This window comes from Flavobacterium sp. Sd200 (assembly GCF_009826935.1).
In the GTDB taxonomy this organism is placed as follows: Bacteria; Bacteroidota; Bacteroidia; order Flavobacteriales; family Flavobacteriaceae; genus Flavobacterium.
The window spans coordinates 269,793-285,443 of record NZ_WUMN01000003.1 but is presented as its reverse complement, the minus strand read 5'-3'; the positions used below and the strand labels follow the sequence as shown (position 1 = coordinate 285,443).

General features: G+C 40.1%; 15 protein-coding genes and 2 tRNA genes. 9 read left to right on the top strand and 8 right to left on the bottom strand.

The annotated features are described in order from the left end of the window. The first annotated feature begins 15 nt into the window (after window positions 1–15). The 3 genes from GR160_RS10500 (at window position 16) to GR160_RS10490 (ending at window position 3,164) form a co-directional block, all read left to right on the top strand. Window positions 16–897, top strand: a complete 882-nt coding sequence (locus tag GR160_RS10500) for a carbohydrate kinase family protein (protein WP_370519213.1) — start codon at window positions 16–18, stop codon at window positions 895–897. A 645-nt stretch (window positions 898–1,542) separates the two neighbouring features. After that, on the top strand, window positions 1,543–2,154 hold the full coding sequence (locus tag GR160_RS10495; RefSeq protein ID WP_160749822.1) for a DUF6088 family protein: 612 nt from the start codon (window positions 1,543–1,545) through the stop codon (window positions 2,152–2,154). A 5-nt stretch (window positions 2,155–2,159) separates the two neighbouring features. Then, window positions 2,160–3,164 (top strand): nucleotidyl transferase AbiEii/AbiGii toxin family protein, encoded by a 1,005-nt coding sequence (locus GR160_RS10490; protein WP_160749821.1) that lies wholly within the window; start codon window positions 2,160–2,162, stop codon window positions 3,162–3,164. 131 nt (window positions 3,165–3,295) lie between these two features. On the opposite strand, the gene GR160_RS10485 is transcribed toward GR160_RS10490, so the two are convergent. Continuing rightward, entirely contained in the window at window positions 3,296–3,481 is a 186-nt protein-coding gene (locus tag GR160_RS10485) for a hypothetical protein (protein ID WP_160749820.1), read from the bottom strand. 353 nt (window positions 3,482–3,834) lie between these two features. On the opposite strand from GR160_RS10485, the gene GR160_RS10480 reads away from it, so the two are divergent. The 3 genes from GR160_RS10480 to GR160_RS10470 all read left to right on the top strand — a co-directional run bounded on the left by GR160_RS10480 (window position 3,835) and on the right by GR160_RS10470 (window position 6,908). Further along, window positions 3,835–4,731 (top strand): DUF2971 domain-containing protein, encoded by an 897-nt coding sequence (locus GR160_RS10480; protein ID WP_160749819.1) that lies wholly within the window; start codon window positions 3,835–3,837, stop codon window positions 4,729–4,731. A 728-nt stretch (window positions 4,732–5,459) separates the two neighbouring features. Further along, complete coding sequence (locus GR160_RS10475; RefSeq protein WP_160749818.1) at window positions 5,460–6,200, top strand: DUF3667 domain-containing protein; 741 nt, start codon at window positions 5,460–5,462, stop codon at window positions 6,198–6,200. A gap of 216 nt (window positions 6,201–6,416) precedes the next feature. Next, window positions 6,417–6,908, top strand: coding sequence for a hypothetical protein (locus GR160_RS10470; protein WP_160749817.1), 492 nt, complete (start codon window positions 6,417–6,419; stop codon window positions 6,906–6,908). An 8-nt stretch (window positions 6,909–6,916) separates the two neighbouring features. On the opposite strand, the gene GR160_RS10465 is transcribed toward GR160_RS10470, so the two are convergent. Both GR160_RS10465 and GR160_RS10460 read right to left on the bottom strand, forming a co-directional pair. Next, entirely contained in the window at window positions 6,917–7,837 is a 921-nt protein-coding gene (locus GR160_RS10465; protein ID WP_160749816.1) for an AraC family transcriptional regulator, read from the bottom strand. Window positions 7,838–7,911: 74 nt separating this feature from the next. Beyond that, on the bottom strand, window positions 7,912–8,754 hold the full coding sequence (locus GR160_RS10460; protein ID WP_160749815.1) for an SDR family NAD(P)-dependent oxidoreductase: 843 nt from the start codon (window positions 8,752–8,754) through the stop codon (window positions 7,912–7,914). A gap of 243 nt (window positions 8,755–8,997) precedes the next feature. Between GR160_RS10460 and GR160_RS10455 the strand changes: the two genes are divergently transcribed. Further along, window positions 8,998–9,981: an SDR family NAD(P)-dependent oxidoreductase gene (locus GR160_RS10455; protein ID WP_160749814.1), complete on the top strand. Its 984-nt coding sequence runs from the start codon at window positions 8,998–9,000 to the stop codon at window positions 9,979–9,981. Here the strand turns inward: GR160_RS10455 and GR160_RS19570 are convergent. From GR160_RS19570 to proS, 5 genes are all read right to left on the bottom strand, one after another. After that, complete coding sequence (locus GR160_RS19570) at window positions 9,965–10,693, bottom strand: CPBP family intramembrane glutamic endopeptidase (protein WP_160749813.1); 729 nt, start codon at window positions 10,691–10,693, stop codon at window positions 9,965–9,967. The two genes, GR160_RS10455 and GR160_RS19570, sit on opposite strands and share 17 nt — an antisense overlap. Window positions 10,694–10,810: 117 nt before the next feature. Then, on the bottom strand, window positions 10,811–11,065 hold the full coding sequence (gene rpsT / locus GR160_RS10445; protein WP_160749812.1) for a 30S ribosomal protein S20: 255 nt from the start codon (window positions 11,063–11,065) through the stop codon (window positions 10,811–10,813). A gap of 36 nt (window positions 11,066–11,101) precedes the next feature. Beyond that, a tRNA-Glu gene (locus GR160_RS10440) sits at window positions 11,102–11,173 on the bottom strand. A 47-nt stretch (window positions 11,174–11,220) separates the two neighbouring features. Then, a tRNA-Glu gene (locus GR160_RS10435) sits at window positions 11,221–11,292 on the bottom strand. Between the two features lie 89 nt (window positions 11,293–11,381). After that, complete coding sequence (proS, locus tag GR160_RS10430) at window positions 11,382–12,857, bottom strand: proline--tRNA ligase (RefSeq protein WP_160749811.1); 1,476 nt, start codon at window positions 12,855–12,857, stop codon at window positions 11,382–11,384. 100 nt (window positions 12,858–12,957) lie between these two features. On the opposite strand from proS, the gene GR160_RS10425 reads away from it, so the two are divergent. Beyond that, window positions 12,958–14,073 carry a hypothetical protein gene (locus tag GR160_RS10425; RefSeq protein ID WP_160749810.1) on the top strand — a complete coding sequence of 372 codons (1,116 nt, stop codon included), beginning with the start codon at window positions 12,958–12,960 and terminating at the stop codon, window positions 14,071–14,073. Window positions 14,074–14,143: 70 nt separating this feature from the next. Further along, the gene (locus tag GR160_RS10420; protein WP_160749809.1) at window positions 14,144–15,637 is read left to right on the top strand and encodes an OmpP1/FadL family transporter; all 1,494 of its coding nucleotides are present in this window, start codon (window positions 14,144–14,146) and stop codon (window positions 15,635–15,637) included. The last annotated feature ends 14 nt before the right edge of the window (window positions 15,638–15,651 follow it).

Below are 15,651 nucleotides of genomic sequence, written 5' to 3'. Positions count from 1 at the left end.
ATGGCTAAAAATATCGTGTGCTTCGGCGAAGTGCTATGGGATCAATTCCCAACTGGAAAAAAAATAGGAGGTGCCCCGCTAAATGTAGCATTACGTTTAAAAACATTAGGTTGTGAGGCATCAATGATTAGCAGTGTTGGCCATGATGCTAACGGAACTGAAATTATCAGCCTTATAAGGAGACTGGGTCTCGACACAAGGAGCATCAGTATCATAGATAATTATCCTACAGGTGTAGTACAGGTTGCCGTCAATGAAAGAGGGTCAGCCAGCTACACTATTGCTTATCCGGCAGCATGGGATAAAATCGAGTTAAATGATTATACAAAAGAACTGGTTGCCAATGCGGACGCACTGATATTTGGAAGCCTTGTGTGCAGGGATGAAGTAAGCCGCCAAGCCTTGAATCAACTTTTAGATTCTGATGTATATAAAGTTTTTGATGTCAATCTAAGGAACCCGCATTACACAACGCCAGTACTTGAAACATTGATGAATAAAGCCGATTTTATAAAATTCAATGATGAAGAGCTTTTGGAAATTTCGGCCAGCCTCGGATCGACCTTTACCACTTTAGAGGAAAATATCAAATTTATTTCTGAAAAAACAGCAACCAATGCCTTGTGTGTAACTAAAGGCAAACATGGGGCCATTTTGCTTTGGGACGGTCAATTGATTTACAGCGGTGGGTATCCGGCTACGGTGGCAGACACTGTAGGTGCAGGTGATTCTTTCTTAGCAGCATTAATTGCCGGGTTGCTTAAAGGTAGTAACCCGCAATATAGCCTCAACTTCGCATGTGCCACTGGTGCATTAGTAGCGGAACAACCGGGTGCAAATCCTGAAATATCCTATGCGAAGGTAGAGCAAATGATAGCCAGTACTAGTAGCATCTAACATTTTGCACAATTTTAAAAAGGCTTCGGGTTATTCTATAACCTGAAGCTTTTTATTTTAAATCATTGTTTACGTATCTGGAAAAGAACAAATTATTCAGTGAACAATAATAATTTTGACAAATAAAGAATCATCAATTATATATAAAATATATAGAGAACTTTTTTAAAAAATATATTTGAAATCTTGTTGATTCCCAGAAAACCTTATATCTAAAACTTTAGTATTTCTATTAAATCTTGTTGTAATATTTCTATTAAATCGTGTTGTAATATTTCTATTAAATCTTGCTTGATAATAATTATAGAGTGTTTTTTTCATCTTAAACGATAGTAAAAATTGAATAGTTTGAAATCCAATAGTCCTGCGTTCATAGATGATTGCTCTTTACTTAAAAATAATTATAACTACAGTAAGGGTCATACGGAAGACTAGTCTTCCGTATGACCCTTACTAGGTTTTAGCCATCGGGCATCCCTTTAAAGGGATGCCCGATGGCATAGTATTGTAACCCTCAAGCGCCGCCTCGCTTGAGCCCTAAGTTACAGTTTTTTAACTAAAAAAGCAAGTAGTGAAAAGAAGAGGGAAATTTTATTTTCTGTCGCAAATATTTACTAAATTTGCGACAAGATTAAAGCTAATAATATGACTGAAAGCATTGAAAATAAGATCTTAGCAAAGATAAAAAAAAACCGAAGAGGCCGGATTTTTTTTGTCGATGACTTCATTGCCGTAGCCATGGCTAAGACCGTTAACAAGACACTGGAACGACTGGCAACTAAAGGAGAGCTTACCCGAATTGCAAGAGGCATCTATACACGTCCGGAAATGAGCAAGCTCTTAGGCCAGCCATTGACCCCTTCAACGGAGGTTATCGCTAAGGCCATTGCCAAAAGGGACAGGGCACGCATCCTTCCCACAGGTACCTACGCCCTTAACATGCTCGGGCTATCAACCCAGGTTCCCATGAACGTAGTATACCTGACCGATGGTGCTGCCCGGAAAATACAACTGGGAAAACGCAGTATCCTGTTTAAGAAAACCACCCCGAAAAACCTCGCTGTGGAAGGGGAACTCACCGGGCTTGCCATACAGGCACTGCGCGTACTGGAAAAAGATAAAGTGACCCCCGAACAGGAAGCAAAAATTATCGAATTCCTCAAAAAAGAAAAACCTGAAGTCCTGGAGCGTGACATCGCATTAGCACCGGAATGGATACGACAGATCATGAGAAAAGCACTTCCTGAAAAACCTTAACCACTATGCAGCACTGGTTACAACTTACCGACAAGGAAAAAGCAGAAGTATATACTGAAATTGCCGCACGCACCGGGATGACACCGCAAGCAGTGGAAAAGGACTGGTGGGTTACCACCACCCTTAACCTGATGTTTTCCAGCACACTCTCGGCGCACCTTGTTTTCAAGGGAGGGACTTCCCTGAGCAAGGCCTGGGACCTGATTGAGCGCTTTTCAGAAGATATAGACCTGGCTCTGGACCGCAAATACTTGGGCTTTGAAGGGCCTATGACTCCAACACAGGTCAAAAAACTACGAAAGGCCTCTTACAAATACATATCTGAGGTATTCTTTCCTGAACTGATATCGATTTTTGAGCAAAACGGCATCCCCGTTGAGCTAAAGCTAAGGGAAAGCAAAGACAGCGATCAGGATCCGCTGGTTATAGAAATATATTATCCCCATGTCTTTGAGTATAATGAGTATATTGAACCCCGCGTGCTTGTTGAGATTGGGAGTCGCTCCCTACGTGAACCTTTTAGCCATCGTAGCATTTCAAGCCTTGTAGCAAAACATTTTCCGGAACTTCCTTTTGCAGACACCCCTTTTGAGATAGCGACCGTAAACCCTGAAAGAACACTTTTAGAGAAAATCTTCCTGCTGCACGAAGAGTTTCAAAAGCCATCAGAGAATATCCGGGTAGAGCGCCTGAGCAGGCATCTCTATGACGTCGACCGGCTAATTACGAACTATGGGCCACACATATTGGAAAACAAGGTACTATATCAGGAAATCGTAGCACACAGGCGCACAATTACGGCGATAAGGGGAATAGATTATGACAGGCATAAACCGGAATTCATTAACTGCATACCGCCCGAGGCGATCATCGCCAAATGGAAAAGAGATTATACCGTGATGCAGGAGCAAATGATATTTGGGGCAAGCCATTCCTTTGAGGACCTGGTACAGAATATCATTAGTTTCCGGGCACAGATAAATGGTCTTGATTGGAATCTGGAAGACTAATATTAAACCGATTATGATCAAAATGCCCTTGCAGGCCGCATTGCCCTAGCAGCGGGATGTCCAAATAATTGAGCCTCACAATTTCTAATTGTGGTGCGAAAAGATAATCTAATGAAATTATCCGGCAAAAATCAAGGCCTCCCATTGGATGGCTTGCTGCCGCTTTTGAAAGCCCTGATTAATTTCCTTATTTCGTCCATAGCATACCTTGTGCGGTCTCTCGGGCAATACATTAATATTAGCAGCAGCAGCAGCATCGGTATAAAAAGTACCAAACCTACAGCAATGATTTTGGGCAGGTTTAAATATTCCAACATAACTTTTAATTTATTCATTTCACTATTAGGCAATATCATTTGATTCCAACTCAACAGTTCTATAATTTCTAATTTTGCAGCAATTAAGAACAGTTACATTTATTTCGGTGTAACATGAAAAAGGGTTACAGCCAGCGAAAATATCTAAGACCTGAAAAATAAAATAGGACAGGTTTTTTGAGATTTTAAAAAATTGATTTACAGATACTTAAACAAAAACCCCTTTCCAATTTAACTTTACCACAAATGAAATGCTATCAGAAATTTATTTTAAGACATGAAAAAATCACAATAAAAAGCACTGTTGCGACACTGAAAGTCATGGTATCTTTACACACCTAAATATTACGTAATTGAAAAATTGGCAGAATAAATATTGGGAAATGATGCTTGTTGAAAACTTTGATGCTGCGATTCCGTTGAAGCTCAAGAATTTTCCGGGATCTTTCTATAAATACAGGGCACTTTCCGAAAGAACTATTGACATCCTGGAAAATAATTATATATGGCTTGCGGAAATTGCAAGCCTTAATGACCCTTTCGAATGCTCAATACAGTTTGACAACAACGAATGTTTAAGGAAATACTACGGTTCCCGAGACTTTCGAGACTTGTTTGTTCAAATCACAGGGAAAAAACTCTCAGAGACGGAAATCAGGCGACTTGCTAAGAGCCAAAGGCCATATGAAGACTACATAGAGATTTGTACCGGCAAGAACATACCCCTAAATCTATCGCCGGAACAACAACTCGCAAAAGTGCAGGACAGATGGTCAGAAATTGTATCAGAAACCAACCGCAAGCTTCGGATTTGCAGCTTTAGCCTAAATAACGATTCGCTACTGTTATGGAGTCATTATGCCCAGGAGCATAAAGGTATATGTATTGAATACGACTTACTGGACAATGATATTGCCAGGACATTTGCCCAGCCTGTCATCTACAGCCCTAAGGTGCCTAAAATTGGGATTTTTGAGGAATATAATACGATGCAGATGATTGCCTCAAGCATGATCAAATCAAAAGAATGGGAATATGAACAAGAATGGCGGATAACGATTTTTAAGCAATCAGAAAATTTTCCGCAAAAATTGCAGGTACCAAAACCGGTTGCCATCTACTTGGGAACACGGTTTGAGGCAAACAGTGAGGATTTGAAGGAGAAATTATATCGATTCGCAGCCATGAACAATGTACCCATGTACCGAATGAAAAAGCACCCGCAGGAATTTAGGCTTACAAAAGGATAACCTGTAGTTATGTGTTGCAGATCTATAGTTGTGCTTGATGGTGATTAATAAGAAAGAGATTACCTCTAATGACCATACGTTAAAATTATCATGTGATTATAATATTGATTACATTTGTATGGAATTATAGTATCGAAAAAGGGTCGTTAAACGACTGTGGTGAATGTCTAAAATAACCGATTTCATCAGTTAAGTGCCGGAAATAAAATGTAGTGCTCACTCTGCGTATAACTGATTGATTTCTTGATGTTTAGTTTTAAATTATCAGACCATTTGCAGCGTTCACGCCTTTCGTGGCACTTTTAAAATTGAAGTTGGAATAGCCAGGTTTTACTGGGCTTTCAGAAATAAGTTCGAATCCCATCGTGGTCACAATAAAAGCAGTAAGTCTGAGAATTAAATTCTCAGACTTTTTTTATGATTTAAAATTTCCATAAGAGTCAATATCAGTAATTAATTCTGTTAGGATTTCCGCAAATACTTTAAATCAGGAAATTTGATTTTAGAAGAATCCACAGCACATACACTCAACTCAGCCCACTTTTTATATATTAAATTTGTAGTAAAAATATTAATTATATATTTGTCTTTAATCTGTAATACAGTAGTGAGAGCCATCCTTATTTGGGCAGACAGCCGCTATTATAAAAACATAAGGCAACGGCCAATACAAATACCGCAAAGGCTCACAAAAGAATATAAATTGACTATACGTTTTTAACTGACTAATGACAACCAACTGTTTAAATTGTAATGAAGTAATTTCTGGGAAATTTTGTAATAATTGCAGCCAGGCAACATCCACACACAGATTTTCGCTATATCATGTTTTTCAACACGATTTTATTCACGGAATTTTTCACTTTGACAAAGGCTTTTTCTACACAATAAAGGAACTATTTACCCGACCTGGACACAGTATCAGAGAATATGTACAAGGAAAAAGAGTAAAACACTTTAATTATTTTTCAACCATAATTCTTTTAATAACAATAGGCTATTTTCTGAGAAAGTGGGCAAAATTTGATGCCTCTGTTTTTTATGAGGATAAAACAGCAATAGAAGGCGTTTTAAAAGTATTAAAACATTATTCAAAAATTACAGTTTTTCTGCACATACCCATTATTTCTCTTGTCAGTTATTTAGTTTTCAAAAAGAGTAAGCAAAATTATACCGAGAACTTAGTCCTTAATTTATACTTGTTGTGCGGAACATTAGCAATCAGTTTTATACTAATAATCTGTATGATTTTTAGTGATAATATAGATTTTCTTTTTTACGTAAACCATTTTCTTACTGCGCTCACCTTTTTGTATGTAATAATTTTCTATTACCAATACTTCTCGGTCTTTGATTTTAAAAAGCACCAACTAATCATCAGGGTTGTTATTGTTTCCATTTTATACTTACTGACAAAACAAATAATAAACAACATTTTAAATATAATTGGACTTAAATACTTCAATTAATAGAAAGCAAAGATGCCACCCTTAATTACTTTCTTAAACATATAATGAGACATAAACTTCTGTTCGATTAAGATTGTTTTTGAGAGAATAGTATCAAAACATAAAAGCTCTGCAATTGCAGAGCTTTTTCTTTATAATTAAGCACTAAGATACACGCATATTCTTTTATATTAGATACAATAATAATAACCCGTCTTATAAACTTATTTTGAAAATATGCATTTAAAAATAGCTGCCAAACCATTTTCGCTATCAGGGAAAAAACTAATTTTTGTTGATGATAAGGAGCTATATTCCGCCATAACAGACAGTATTGCAGGGCAGGAATGTGTAAAATTAATTGATAAAAAAGACAACATCGTCCTGTCAGTAATTATACGCGAATTAACATTATTACAGGACAGCTATAAAGTTCGCTTTTTGAATCGTGAAAATATCCCGATTCATTTTAATCGAATTGAAAGATGGAAACCACATTACAAAGCCAACTATCATGATAACACCTATACAGTAAAAGAAAATGAATATAATATATATATTATTTCAAAAAATGGAACTGAAATAGGACGTTATGCAAAACACCAAAGTACTTTCCTGAGTAACGAAGATATTTTTATAATAGATGACAATATTGCAGACTTAGAACTTGTAGTTTCTCTATGTTTAATAATCCATGAGAAAGAATCTGACAGGAGAAATCCTGATTAAAAAACAACCTAATTAAAACTCTTCCTAAACTCTCCCGGCGAAAGGCTTGTTTTGGTTTTAAACAGCTTACTGAACGACTGCGGGTGTTCAAATCCCAGGCTATAGGCTATTTCGCTAACCGACAAACTTGTTACCGCTAACTGCTCTTTAGCTTTTTCTATCAGCTTGTTGTGTATGTGCTGTTGTGCGTTTTGACCTGTAAGCGAGCGCAGCATATCGCTAAGATAGCTGGGCGATATATGCAATCTGCCTGCAAGATACTGTACAGTAGGTATGCCTGCGTTTAACGATTGTTCATTGCCAAAATATTCGTCTAAAATTTCTTCAAGGTTTTGAAGCAGGTCGTTGCTCACTGCTTTACGCGTAATAAACTGGCGGCGGTAAAAACGGTTGGCATAATTGAGCAGCAATTCTATTTGAGAGATAATAACATCCTGGCTAAAATCGTCAAGGCGACTGTTGAGCTCTTCTTCAATAATACTGAAAATGGAAATTATCGTAGCCTTTTCCTTATCTGATAAGTGCAGTGACTCATTGGCCGAATAGGAGAAAAAGCCATACTGCTTTATTTTTTTTGCCAGCGGATAGGACAATAAAAAATCAGGATGTATAAGCAATGTATATTGCGAACACACACCACCATGGTTTTCATCATTGCCAATTACCTGGCCGGGCGCAGCAAAAAGCAGTCCGCCTTCATCAAAATCATAATAATGCTGCCCATATTTTATACGCCCGCTTAAACGCGGCTTGTAGGATATTTTATAAAAATGGAGCACATGCGACTGCGGAACATAACGCTCTACAACCTGCGTACTTTCGGCACCCAGTATGGTTATAAGCGGATGCACAGGTTCCGGCAACCCAAACGCACGGGCCGCCTCTGTAAGCGATGTAAAATTATGCGGCTGATTTTCTTCTTTTTTCATATCAGGAAAATTTATATAAAGATAACCGATAATCTGCAGACTACCGGCTACCCTATTGCAATTGGTTTAATTTCTTATCCCTGTGCAGCCACAGCAACCGCTTCCCACGCTTCCCACTCAGCCATGCGGCTGGCATATTCGCCTTTTACCCAAGCCAGGTTATTACTGCCCAGCGACAGTCGTAACGGAGGATTTTCGGCATCTACCGCAGCAAACAGCCCTTGTGGGGTTGCATCAGGGTTTCCGCGTTCAAGGTTCTGCAAGCGTTGGAAAAAGTTAGCCTTAAAATCGTTGTAAACATCCATGCCCGGCGCAAACTTAAGCGACTCCTGACTGCCAAACTCGGTAGCATAAGCACCCGGCTCAATTATGGTTACTTTTATACCAAAATCTTTAACCTCTAACGAAAGGCTTTCATGTATAGCTTCAAATGCCCATTTAGATGATGCATAGTAGCCAATAACAGGAAGTGTTACATGCCCCAAATTGCTCGAAGTTCCAAGTATATGGCCATAGCCCTGCTCCCTCAGCAAAGGCAATGCAGCCTGTATTACAGCAAGCGTTCCAAAAACATTCGTATCATACATAGCCTTAACATCATCGGCGCTGGCTTCTTCTATAGTACCTACAAGCGAGTAACCTGCATTGTTCAACACTATATCAAGTCTGCCAAAGTGCGCATGAGCTTTTTCTACAGCTTCTTTTGCCTGGGTGGCGTTAGTAACATCAAGCTCCAAAGTAAGCACACGGTCTCCAAACTGTTCGTTAAGCACCGCTATACTTTCCAGCTTGCGGGCCGTTGCAGCTACTTTATCGCCACGTTTTAAAGCAGCCTCTGCCCATACACGGCCAAACCCGCGCGAAGCTCCTGTTATAAACCAAACTTTTGTACCGTCTGTTGTTTTTTGATCTGACATAATTTATATGTTTTAAATTGATGATACAAAGTTCGGGATGCAATGCGCAGCGCAAGTAGCCTAATTGGGTGGGAACGTAGTCTAATTGAGAAAAAATGCTCTCAGAACATTAAAGCTTAATAAACGAATGTTCAATTGAATAAAGTTTTCTTAAATATAGTATAGCAAAAAGCTTTTCATAGTAATTTGTATGGAAGTTTAGCCTAAAGCCTATGTTAATCATGTTTTTAATATAAAAGAATTATGAAAAATACAGAACAAATTAAGGACAGTTTAAAGGAAAAGACAGTAGTAATTACCGGCGCAAGCAGCGGAGTGGGCCGTGCTGCTGCCGAAGTTTTTGCAGCACAGGGCGCAAATATTGTTGTGGTAGCGAGAGGGCAAAAAGGTATTGATGAAACAGTAGAAGCGTGCAGAAACCTAAATGTTACTGCAATTGGAGTTCCTGCCGATATGTCTTTAGAAGAAGATGTTGAAAGAGTAGCCACAGAGGCGTTGAAAATTAATGGCAGGATTGATATTTGGATAAATAATGCAGGTGTTATGGCCAGTGGTAAATTTGAAGAGATCCCAATGGAAATTCATGAGCAGGTAATTAAAACCAATTTGTTTGGCTACATGCACGGTGCATATAATGCTATCAAAATTTTTAAAGAACAGGACGAGGGAATTTTGATAAACAATGTATCTATTGGTGGTTTTATGCCTGCACCATACAGTGCCGTGTATTCGGCTACAAAATACGGCATAAGAGGAATGATGGAATGTTTGCAGGGAGAGTTATCGAACAGAAAACATATTCATGTATGCAATCTTTATCCGCAGTTGCAAAACTCTACAGGCAATTTGCATTCGGCAAAATACTCCGGGTTTAATATGAGTATTTCAGCAATGGCTTCAGACCCACGCCAAACAGCAGAAAAAATGCTCGAATTGGCCAAACACCCCAAAAAAGACCTGTTCCCGGACCTCAGGTCGGCGGCAATTACAAACCTTTACAGGCTATTTCCTAAACTGATAATAAATACAGCCTCCACAGCGGTAAGGTTAAAAATGAAGCTAAATAAGGAGAAAAAAGATAATCCCGGAAATGTACTTGTAAAGTCTAAGGAGCCTCTTCGCGTGTATGGAAAGTTGCCTGCAGACACGAACCGGAACCTGAGCCTGGCTCTAATAGCGGGATTAGGAATTGGTTTTGCATTGATTGCTGTCAGAAAAAGACAATAACAGCATTATAGAGGTTATGGCAAATTATGCTCGGCACAAGGCTCTGCGATTTTTCTTTAATAAAAACAAATATTAATCCCATCAGAAAACTGCTAAAAAAATAGCCCAAGTTAAAATCGATGCTGTTAGAATAAAAATTAAACGCATGTACCACTCCAAATAATACTGATGTTATTAGAGCTGCCCAACCTAATGGCACGCCAAAAATATTAATTTTTGCGGTATAAACTTTATTCAATAACCCCAGTAACACACCTCTAAACACCAACTCTTCAGCAATACCCGGCATAGTGAACTGAAACAAGAGTGTTTCTGCATCAGGATAAGGCTTTGCGGTGTTTTGAAAATACTGTGTTGCAAAAGTTATGAAAAGGATCACTCCAATAATACCAAACACCATTTTCTTATCCTTAACCTGAAATGTTAGGCCAACTTCTTTAATATTCAACCAGGGCGATTTAAAAACAAGTAATAGCGCTAAGACACATTCGACTGCTTTGCCAACCCAGTTCCATTGTTGGTTATGGAAAAGTGTTACGCTGGCTAAAAAATGCAGTAATAGTTGATCTATAAGTACAACGCCAAAAAATAAGCAAACATATTTTATATTAACCTCTGCCTTTTTACTCCAGCTAATTATAAAAAGCGGAAGCAACAGTGCACAACGCGCTATGGCAAGTATGAAAATATTTTCGGGAGTTAAAGACCGCACTTAAAAACGTTTTAGTAAATACAACTTAAAGTTTTTGGCATTATTTCCAAAAACCTAACTATAACAAAAAAAGCTCCCTATTGGGAGCTCAATATAATATCTGTAACACAAACGTTCTTAGTTAAGAGACGCTACATGTTTTGTAAGTTTAGATTTAAGGTTTGAAGCCTTATTAGCGTGGATGATGTTTTTCTTAGCTAATTTATCTATCATAGAAACAACTGTAGGAAGTTTCTCTGTAGCTTCAGTTTTGTCAGTAGCTAAACGTATAGCTTTAATAGCATTACGTGTAGTCTTGTGCTGATATTTATTCAACACCCTTTTCTTTTCGTTTGTTCTTATCCTTTTTAAAGCTGACTTATGATTTGCCATTTTCTTTATGTCTTAAATTCCTTAATATCTTAATTGTAGTCCGTAGGGGAATCGAACCCCTGTTACCAGGATGAAAACCTGGCGTCCTAACCCCTAGACGAACGGACCGTTGCATTATTAGAAAAAAATAAAGGCTTTTATACCTTTAAATTTTGTAGCCCGTGGGGGAATCGAACCCCCCTTACTAGAATGAAAATCTAGCGTCCTAACCGATAGACGAACGGGCCAGTAATATTTTGTTCCTCTAATGCGGATGCAAAAGTACAACTAATTTTGAGTTATGCAATAGAGGAACAAAAAAAATTTAAAAAAAATTCTAGTAAGCCTTCGCGAACAGCACCCTTCCTGTGCTTGGCGCACCTGTAAGTATGCATGTACCAGCCTCTTCCTTCCTGTTTAGAGGAATACAGCGAATAGTTGCTTTTGTAAGCTCTTTTATCTTTTCTTCTGTCTCGCCTGTGCCATCCCAATGCGCAGATACAAATCCGGTCTTGTTTTCCAGCACATCTTTAAACTCTTCAAAAGTGTATACCTCTGTAATATGGGTATCTCTAAAGCTCAGTGCTTTTGTAAACAGGTTAGCCTGTATCTCCTCCAGCAAATTACTTATGTGATTAACAATATCAATACTTATAACCGTTTCTTTAGTTAATGTATCGCGTCTTGCCACTTCAAAAGTCCCGTTCTCAAGGTCGTTTGGCCCTATAGCAATACGCACAGGCACTCCTTTAAGTTCATATTCAGCAAATTTAAAGCCCGGCTTATGCGTATCCCTGTCGTCATATTTTACAGTAATGCCCAGCTTGCGCAGGCGTGCCATTAACTGCTTCGCCTCGGCAGATATTGCTTCAAACTGCTCATCAGTCCTGTATATAGGCACTATAACTACTTGTATAGGCGCCAGGTTTGGTGGCAATACAAGTCCGTTGTCATCGCTGTGCGTCATTACGAGAGCACCCATCAGTCGGGTACTAACCCCCCACGATGTAGCCCATACAAAATCCTGTTTACCCTCTTTATTAGCAAACTTAACATCGAACGCTTTGGCAAAATTCTGACCCAAAAAGTGCGATGTACCTGCCTGTAATGCTTTACCATCCTGCATAAGCGCCTCGATACAATATGTTTCTACCGCACCCGCAAAACGCTCGTTAGCGGTTTTCACACCTTTTACTACCGGTATTGCCATAAAATTCTCTGCAAAGTCGGCATACACGTTCATCATTTGTTCAGCCTCTGCAATAGCTTCCTGTTGGGTTGCGTGGGCAGTGTGCCCTTCCTGCCATAAAAACTCGGCAGTACGCAAAAACAGGCGTGTGCGCATTTCCCAACGCACAACGTTTGCCCACTGGTTTACCAAAATTGGCAAATCACGGTAGCTTTGTATCCAACCTTTATAGGTATTCCATATAATCGTTTCAGACGTTGGTCTTACTATAAGTTCCTCTTCCAGCTTGGCATCCGGGTCAACCTCAATGGTCTTACCGTCTTCGGCAGTGCGCAGCCTGTAGTGGGTTACTACAGCACACTCTTTTGCGAAGCCGTCTACGTGGCTTGCTTCTTTACTGAAAAAAGACTTAGGTATAAACAGCGGAAAGTATGCATTTTGATGGCCGGTCTCTTTAAACATCCTGTCTAATTCGGCCTGCATTTTTTCCCATATCGCGTAGCCATAAGGCTTGATAACCATACAACCCCTAACCGCAGAATTCTCTGCAAGGTCTGCTTTTACAACCAGTTCATTATACCATTTGGAATAATCTTCTGACCGCTTTGTTAAATTCTTACTCATCGTAAATTAATGGCACAAAAATTGTTTAAATTTATAACATATAATAGTTTAGCAAAACTAACTATTTTTGCAAGTTCAACAATAAAAAAAATGCAGAGATATGAAAACTGAATACTTAAACCTGCGCAGGCTGTCCCTGTTTTCTTTAATGGGGTTCCTGGGCTGGGCTGCAACTTCCTGCAGTTCGTACCAAAATACAAGCAGCGCCGATACCGATGGTATTTATGGCTCTGTACCCCACGATGCTAACAATCAGCCCGTATATAAATACAACGACGGTAATGTAGCCCAATACAGAGATGGCGAGGTTACAGGCCAGAACTCATCGGGCTATGCGACGTATTTCAATTCTCTTAAAGACGAATATCCTGTTTTTACAGATGTAGATAATTACAGCTCTTATGAAAACGACTCTGTTGTAAGCGTACAAAATGACAATGCTGTTAATGCTTATGGCGGCTGGGGCCAGGACACTAACGATGTTACCATAAACTACTACAACAACAATGGTTGGGGTGGTTGGTATGGCGGCGGCTGGGGCTGGGGAGGATATCCTTACTACGGCGGCTGGTATGGCAACGGTTGGGACTGGGGTCTTGGCTACAATGGCTGGTATGGCGGTTGGGGTCTTGGCTATGGCTGGGGTTACGGCGGTTGGGGTGGCTGGGGCTACCCATACTATGGTGGTTGGGGCGGATATTATGGCGGCGGCTACTATGGCAATCATTACCATTATTACGACAACAACTATGGGCGCAGAAGCAGCGCAGCCTACCCGGGCGGACGCTATGTTAACAATGGCAGGTACAGCGCCGGAAGAAGTGCTGGTAACAGCAGATTCAACCCCGGCAGAAGCAATGTATCTAACGGATATTCTGCCGGAAGAAGCAGATCTACAGTAAGCACCAACCGTTTTAATAACGGCAGGAGTAACAGCAGCACCGTTAGACAGGGCAATTCAAGAAATTCTGACCTGCAAAACGGGGGCAGGAACAGTTTTAGCAATTCAGGCAGAGGGAATAACAGTACAAGAACTTATACTCCTTCTACATCTCCATCAAGAAATTATACACCATCTCAACCAAGCCGCAGCAGCAGCCCAACTTATAGTGCACCATCACGCAGTAGCGGAGGAAGCTTTGGCGGCGGACGTTCCGGAGGCGGAGGCGGTGGTGGCTCACGCGGAGGTGGCGGGGGCGGAGGCCGCAGAGGCTAACAATATACACGCCCCATGTTTGTCTGTTAAAGTATAAACATGGGGCTTTTTTTTATTACAAGATCAGGCTATGAAAAACTATATACTTTATGCTGCCGGATTACTGGCAACACTAACCGCATCTGCTCAGCAGGACATGAACACTGCTGCCGATGCCGTTAGATATTCTTTAAACAACCTTACAGGCACAGCACGTTTTCGTGCCATGAGCGGTGCTTTTGGCGCAGTGGGCGGAGACCTTTCGGCAATTGGTGTAAACCCCGCCGGAGCAGCCGTTTTTATGTACAACACAGGAACAGCATCTCTTAGCAGCTACAACCTTAGCAACAGTTCTAACTATTATGGCACGGGGCAAAGGCAAAACGACAATACATTTGACCTTAACCAGCTTGGAGCCGTTTTTGTTTTTAACAACAATAACGAAGGGGCTTTTATGAACAAGTTTACCCTTGGCTTTAATTACGAGAACACCAACAGTTTTGAGAATAGCATTGGCATGCACGGCGTTAGCCCTAATTCTTTAGACCGTTATTTTTTAAGATATGCCAATGGTATTAATGGTGAGGGTGCTTTTGACCTTAGTCTTGCCGATGAATATTTTGACACCCTTAGCTTTTTAGACCAACAGGCCTATCTTGGTTATAAAGGATATATATTTAACCCTAACGAAGCACCAACGGGCGCTCCTTATGTTTCTAACACCGGAGGCAGCGGCAATTATTATCAGGAAAGCTATATAAGCACCACAGGGTTTAACGGAAAAGTTGCCTTAAACTTTGCGACACAGCTAAAAGAACGTTTTTATGTAGGTGCCAACCTCAACATTCATTTTACCGATTATATAAATAATACAAGCCTATACGAAAATACAAACAATCCGTTTTCAGATGGCTTAAGATCATTTAGGTTCGATACTGAACGATATACATATGGCGGTGGTTTTTCGTTAAATCTAGGAGCCATAGCAAAAATAACCGATTCGTTCAGGGCAGGCGTAGCTTATGAATCTCCTACATGGCTAAGATTACAGGATGAAACTACGCAAAGCATAGTCTCTAATGTGGGCGGGAGCACTATTGTTACCAACCCCTATGTTACTTCTATAGGAGACGATTATACTATAAAAACACCCTCTAAATACACCGGAAGCCTTGCTTATATTTTTGGCAGGAGCGGTTTATTAAGCGTTGATTATTCGGTAAGGGATTACAGCAACACAAAATATTCGACAAGCCGCTATGAAGCCCTGAATACCGAACTTGCCAGCACGCTCGACTGGGCAGGCGAACTGCGAATTGGCGGCGAATACCGCATTAAAAACCTTAGTTTGCGTGGAGGTTACCGCTACCAGCAAAGCCCTTATAAAAATGGCCGCAACGTGGGCGACCTGTATGGTGCTACCGGAGGGGTTGGTTTTAATTTGGGCGGATCGAGAATAGACCTGGCCTACTCGTGGTATCAGCGCAAAAGTGAAACACCTTTGTTTACACCCGGCCTGACCGACAATGCGCAGGTTAAAACCACAGGCAACAATGTAACGCTATCTTACACTATAGATCTATAATACAATTAGTTTTC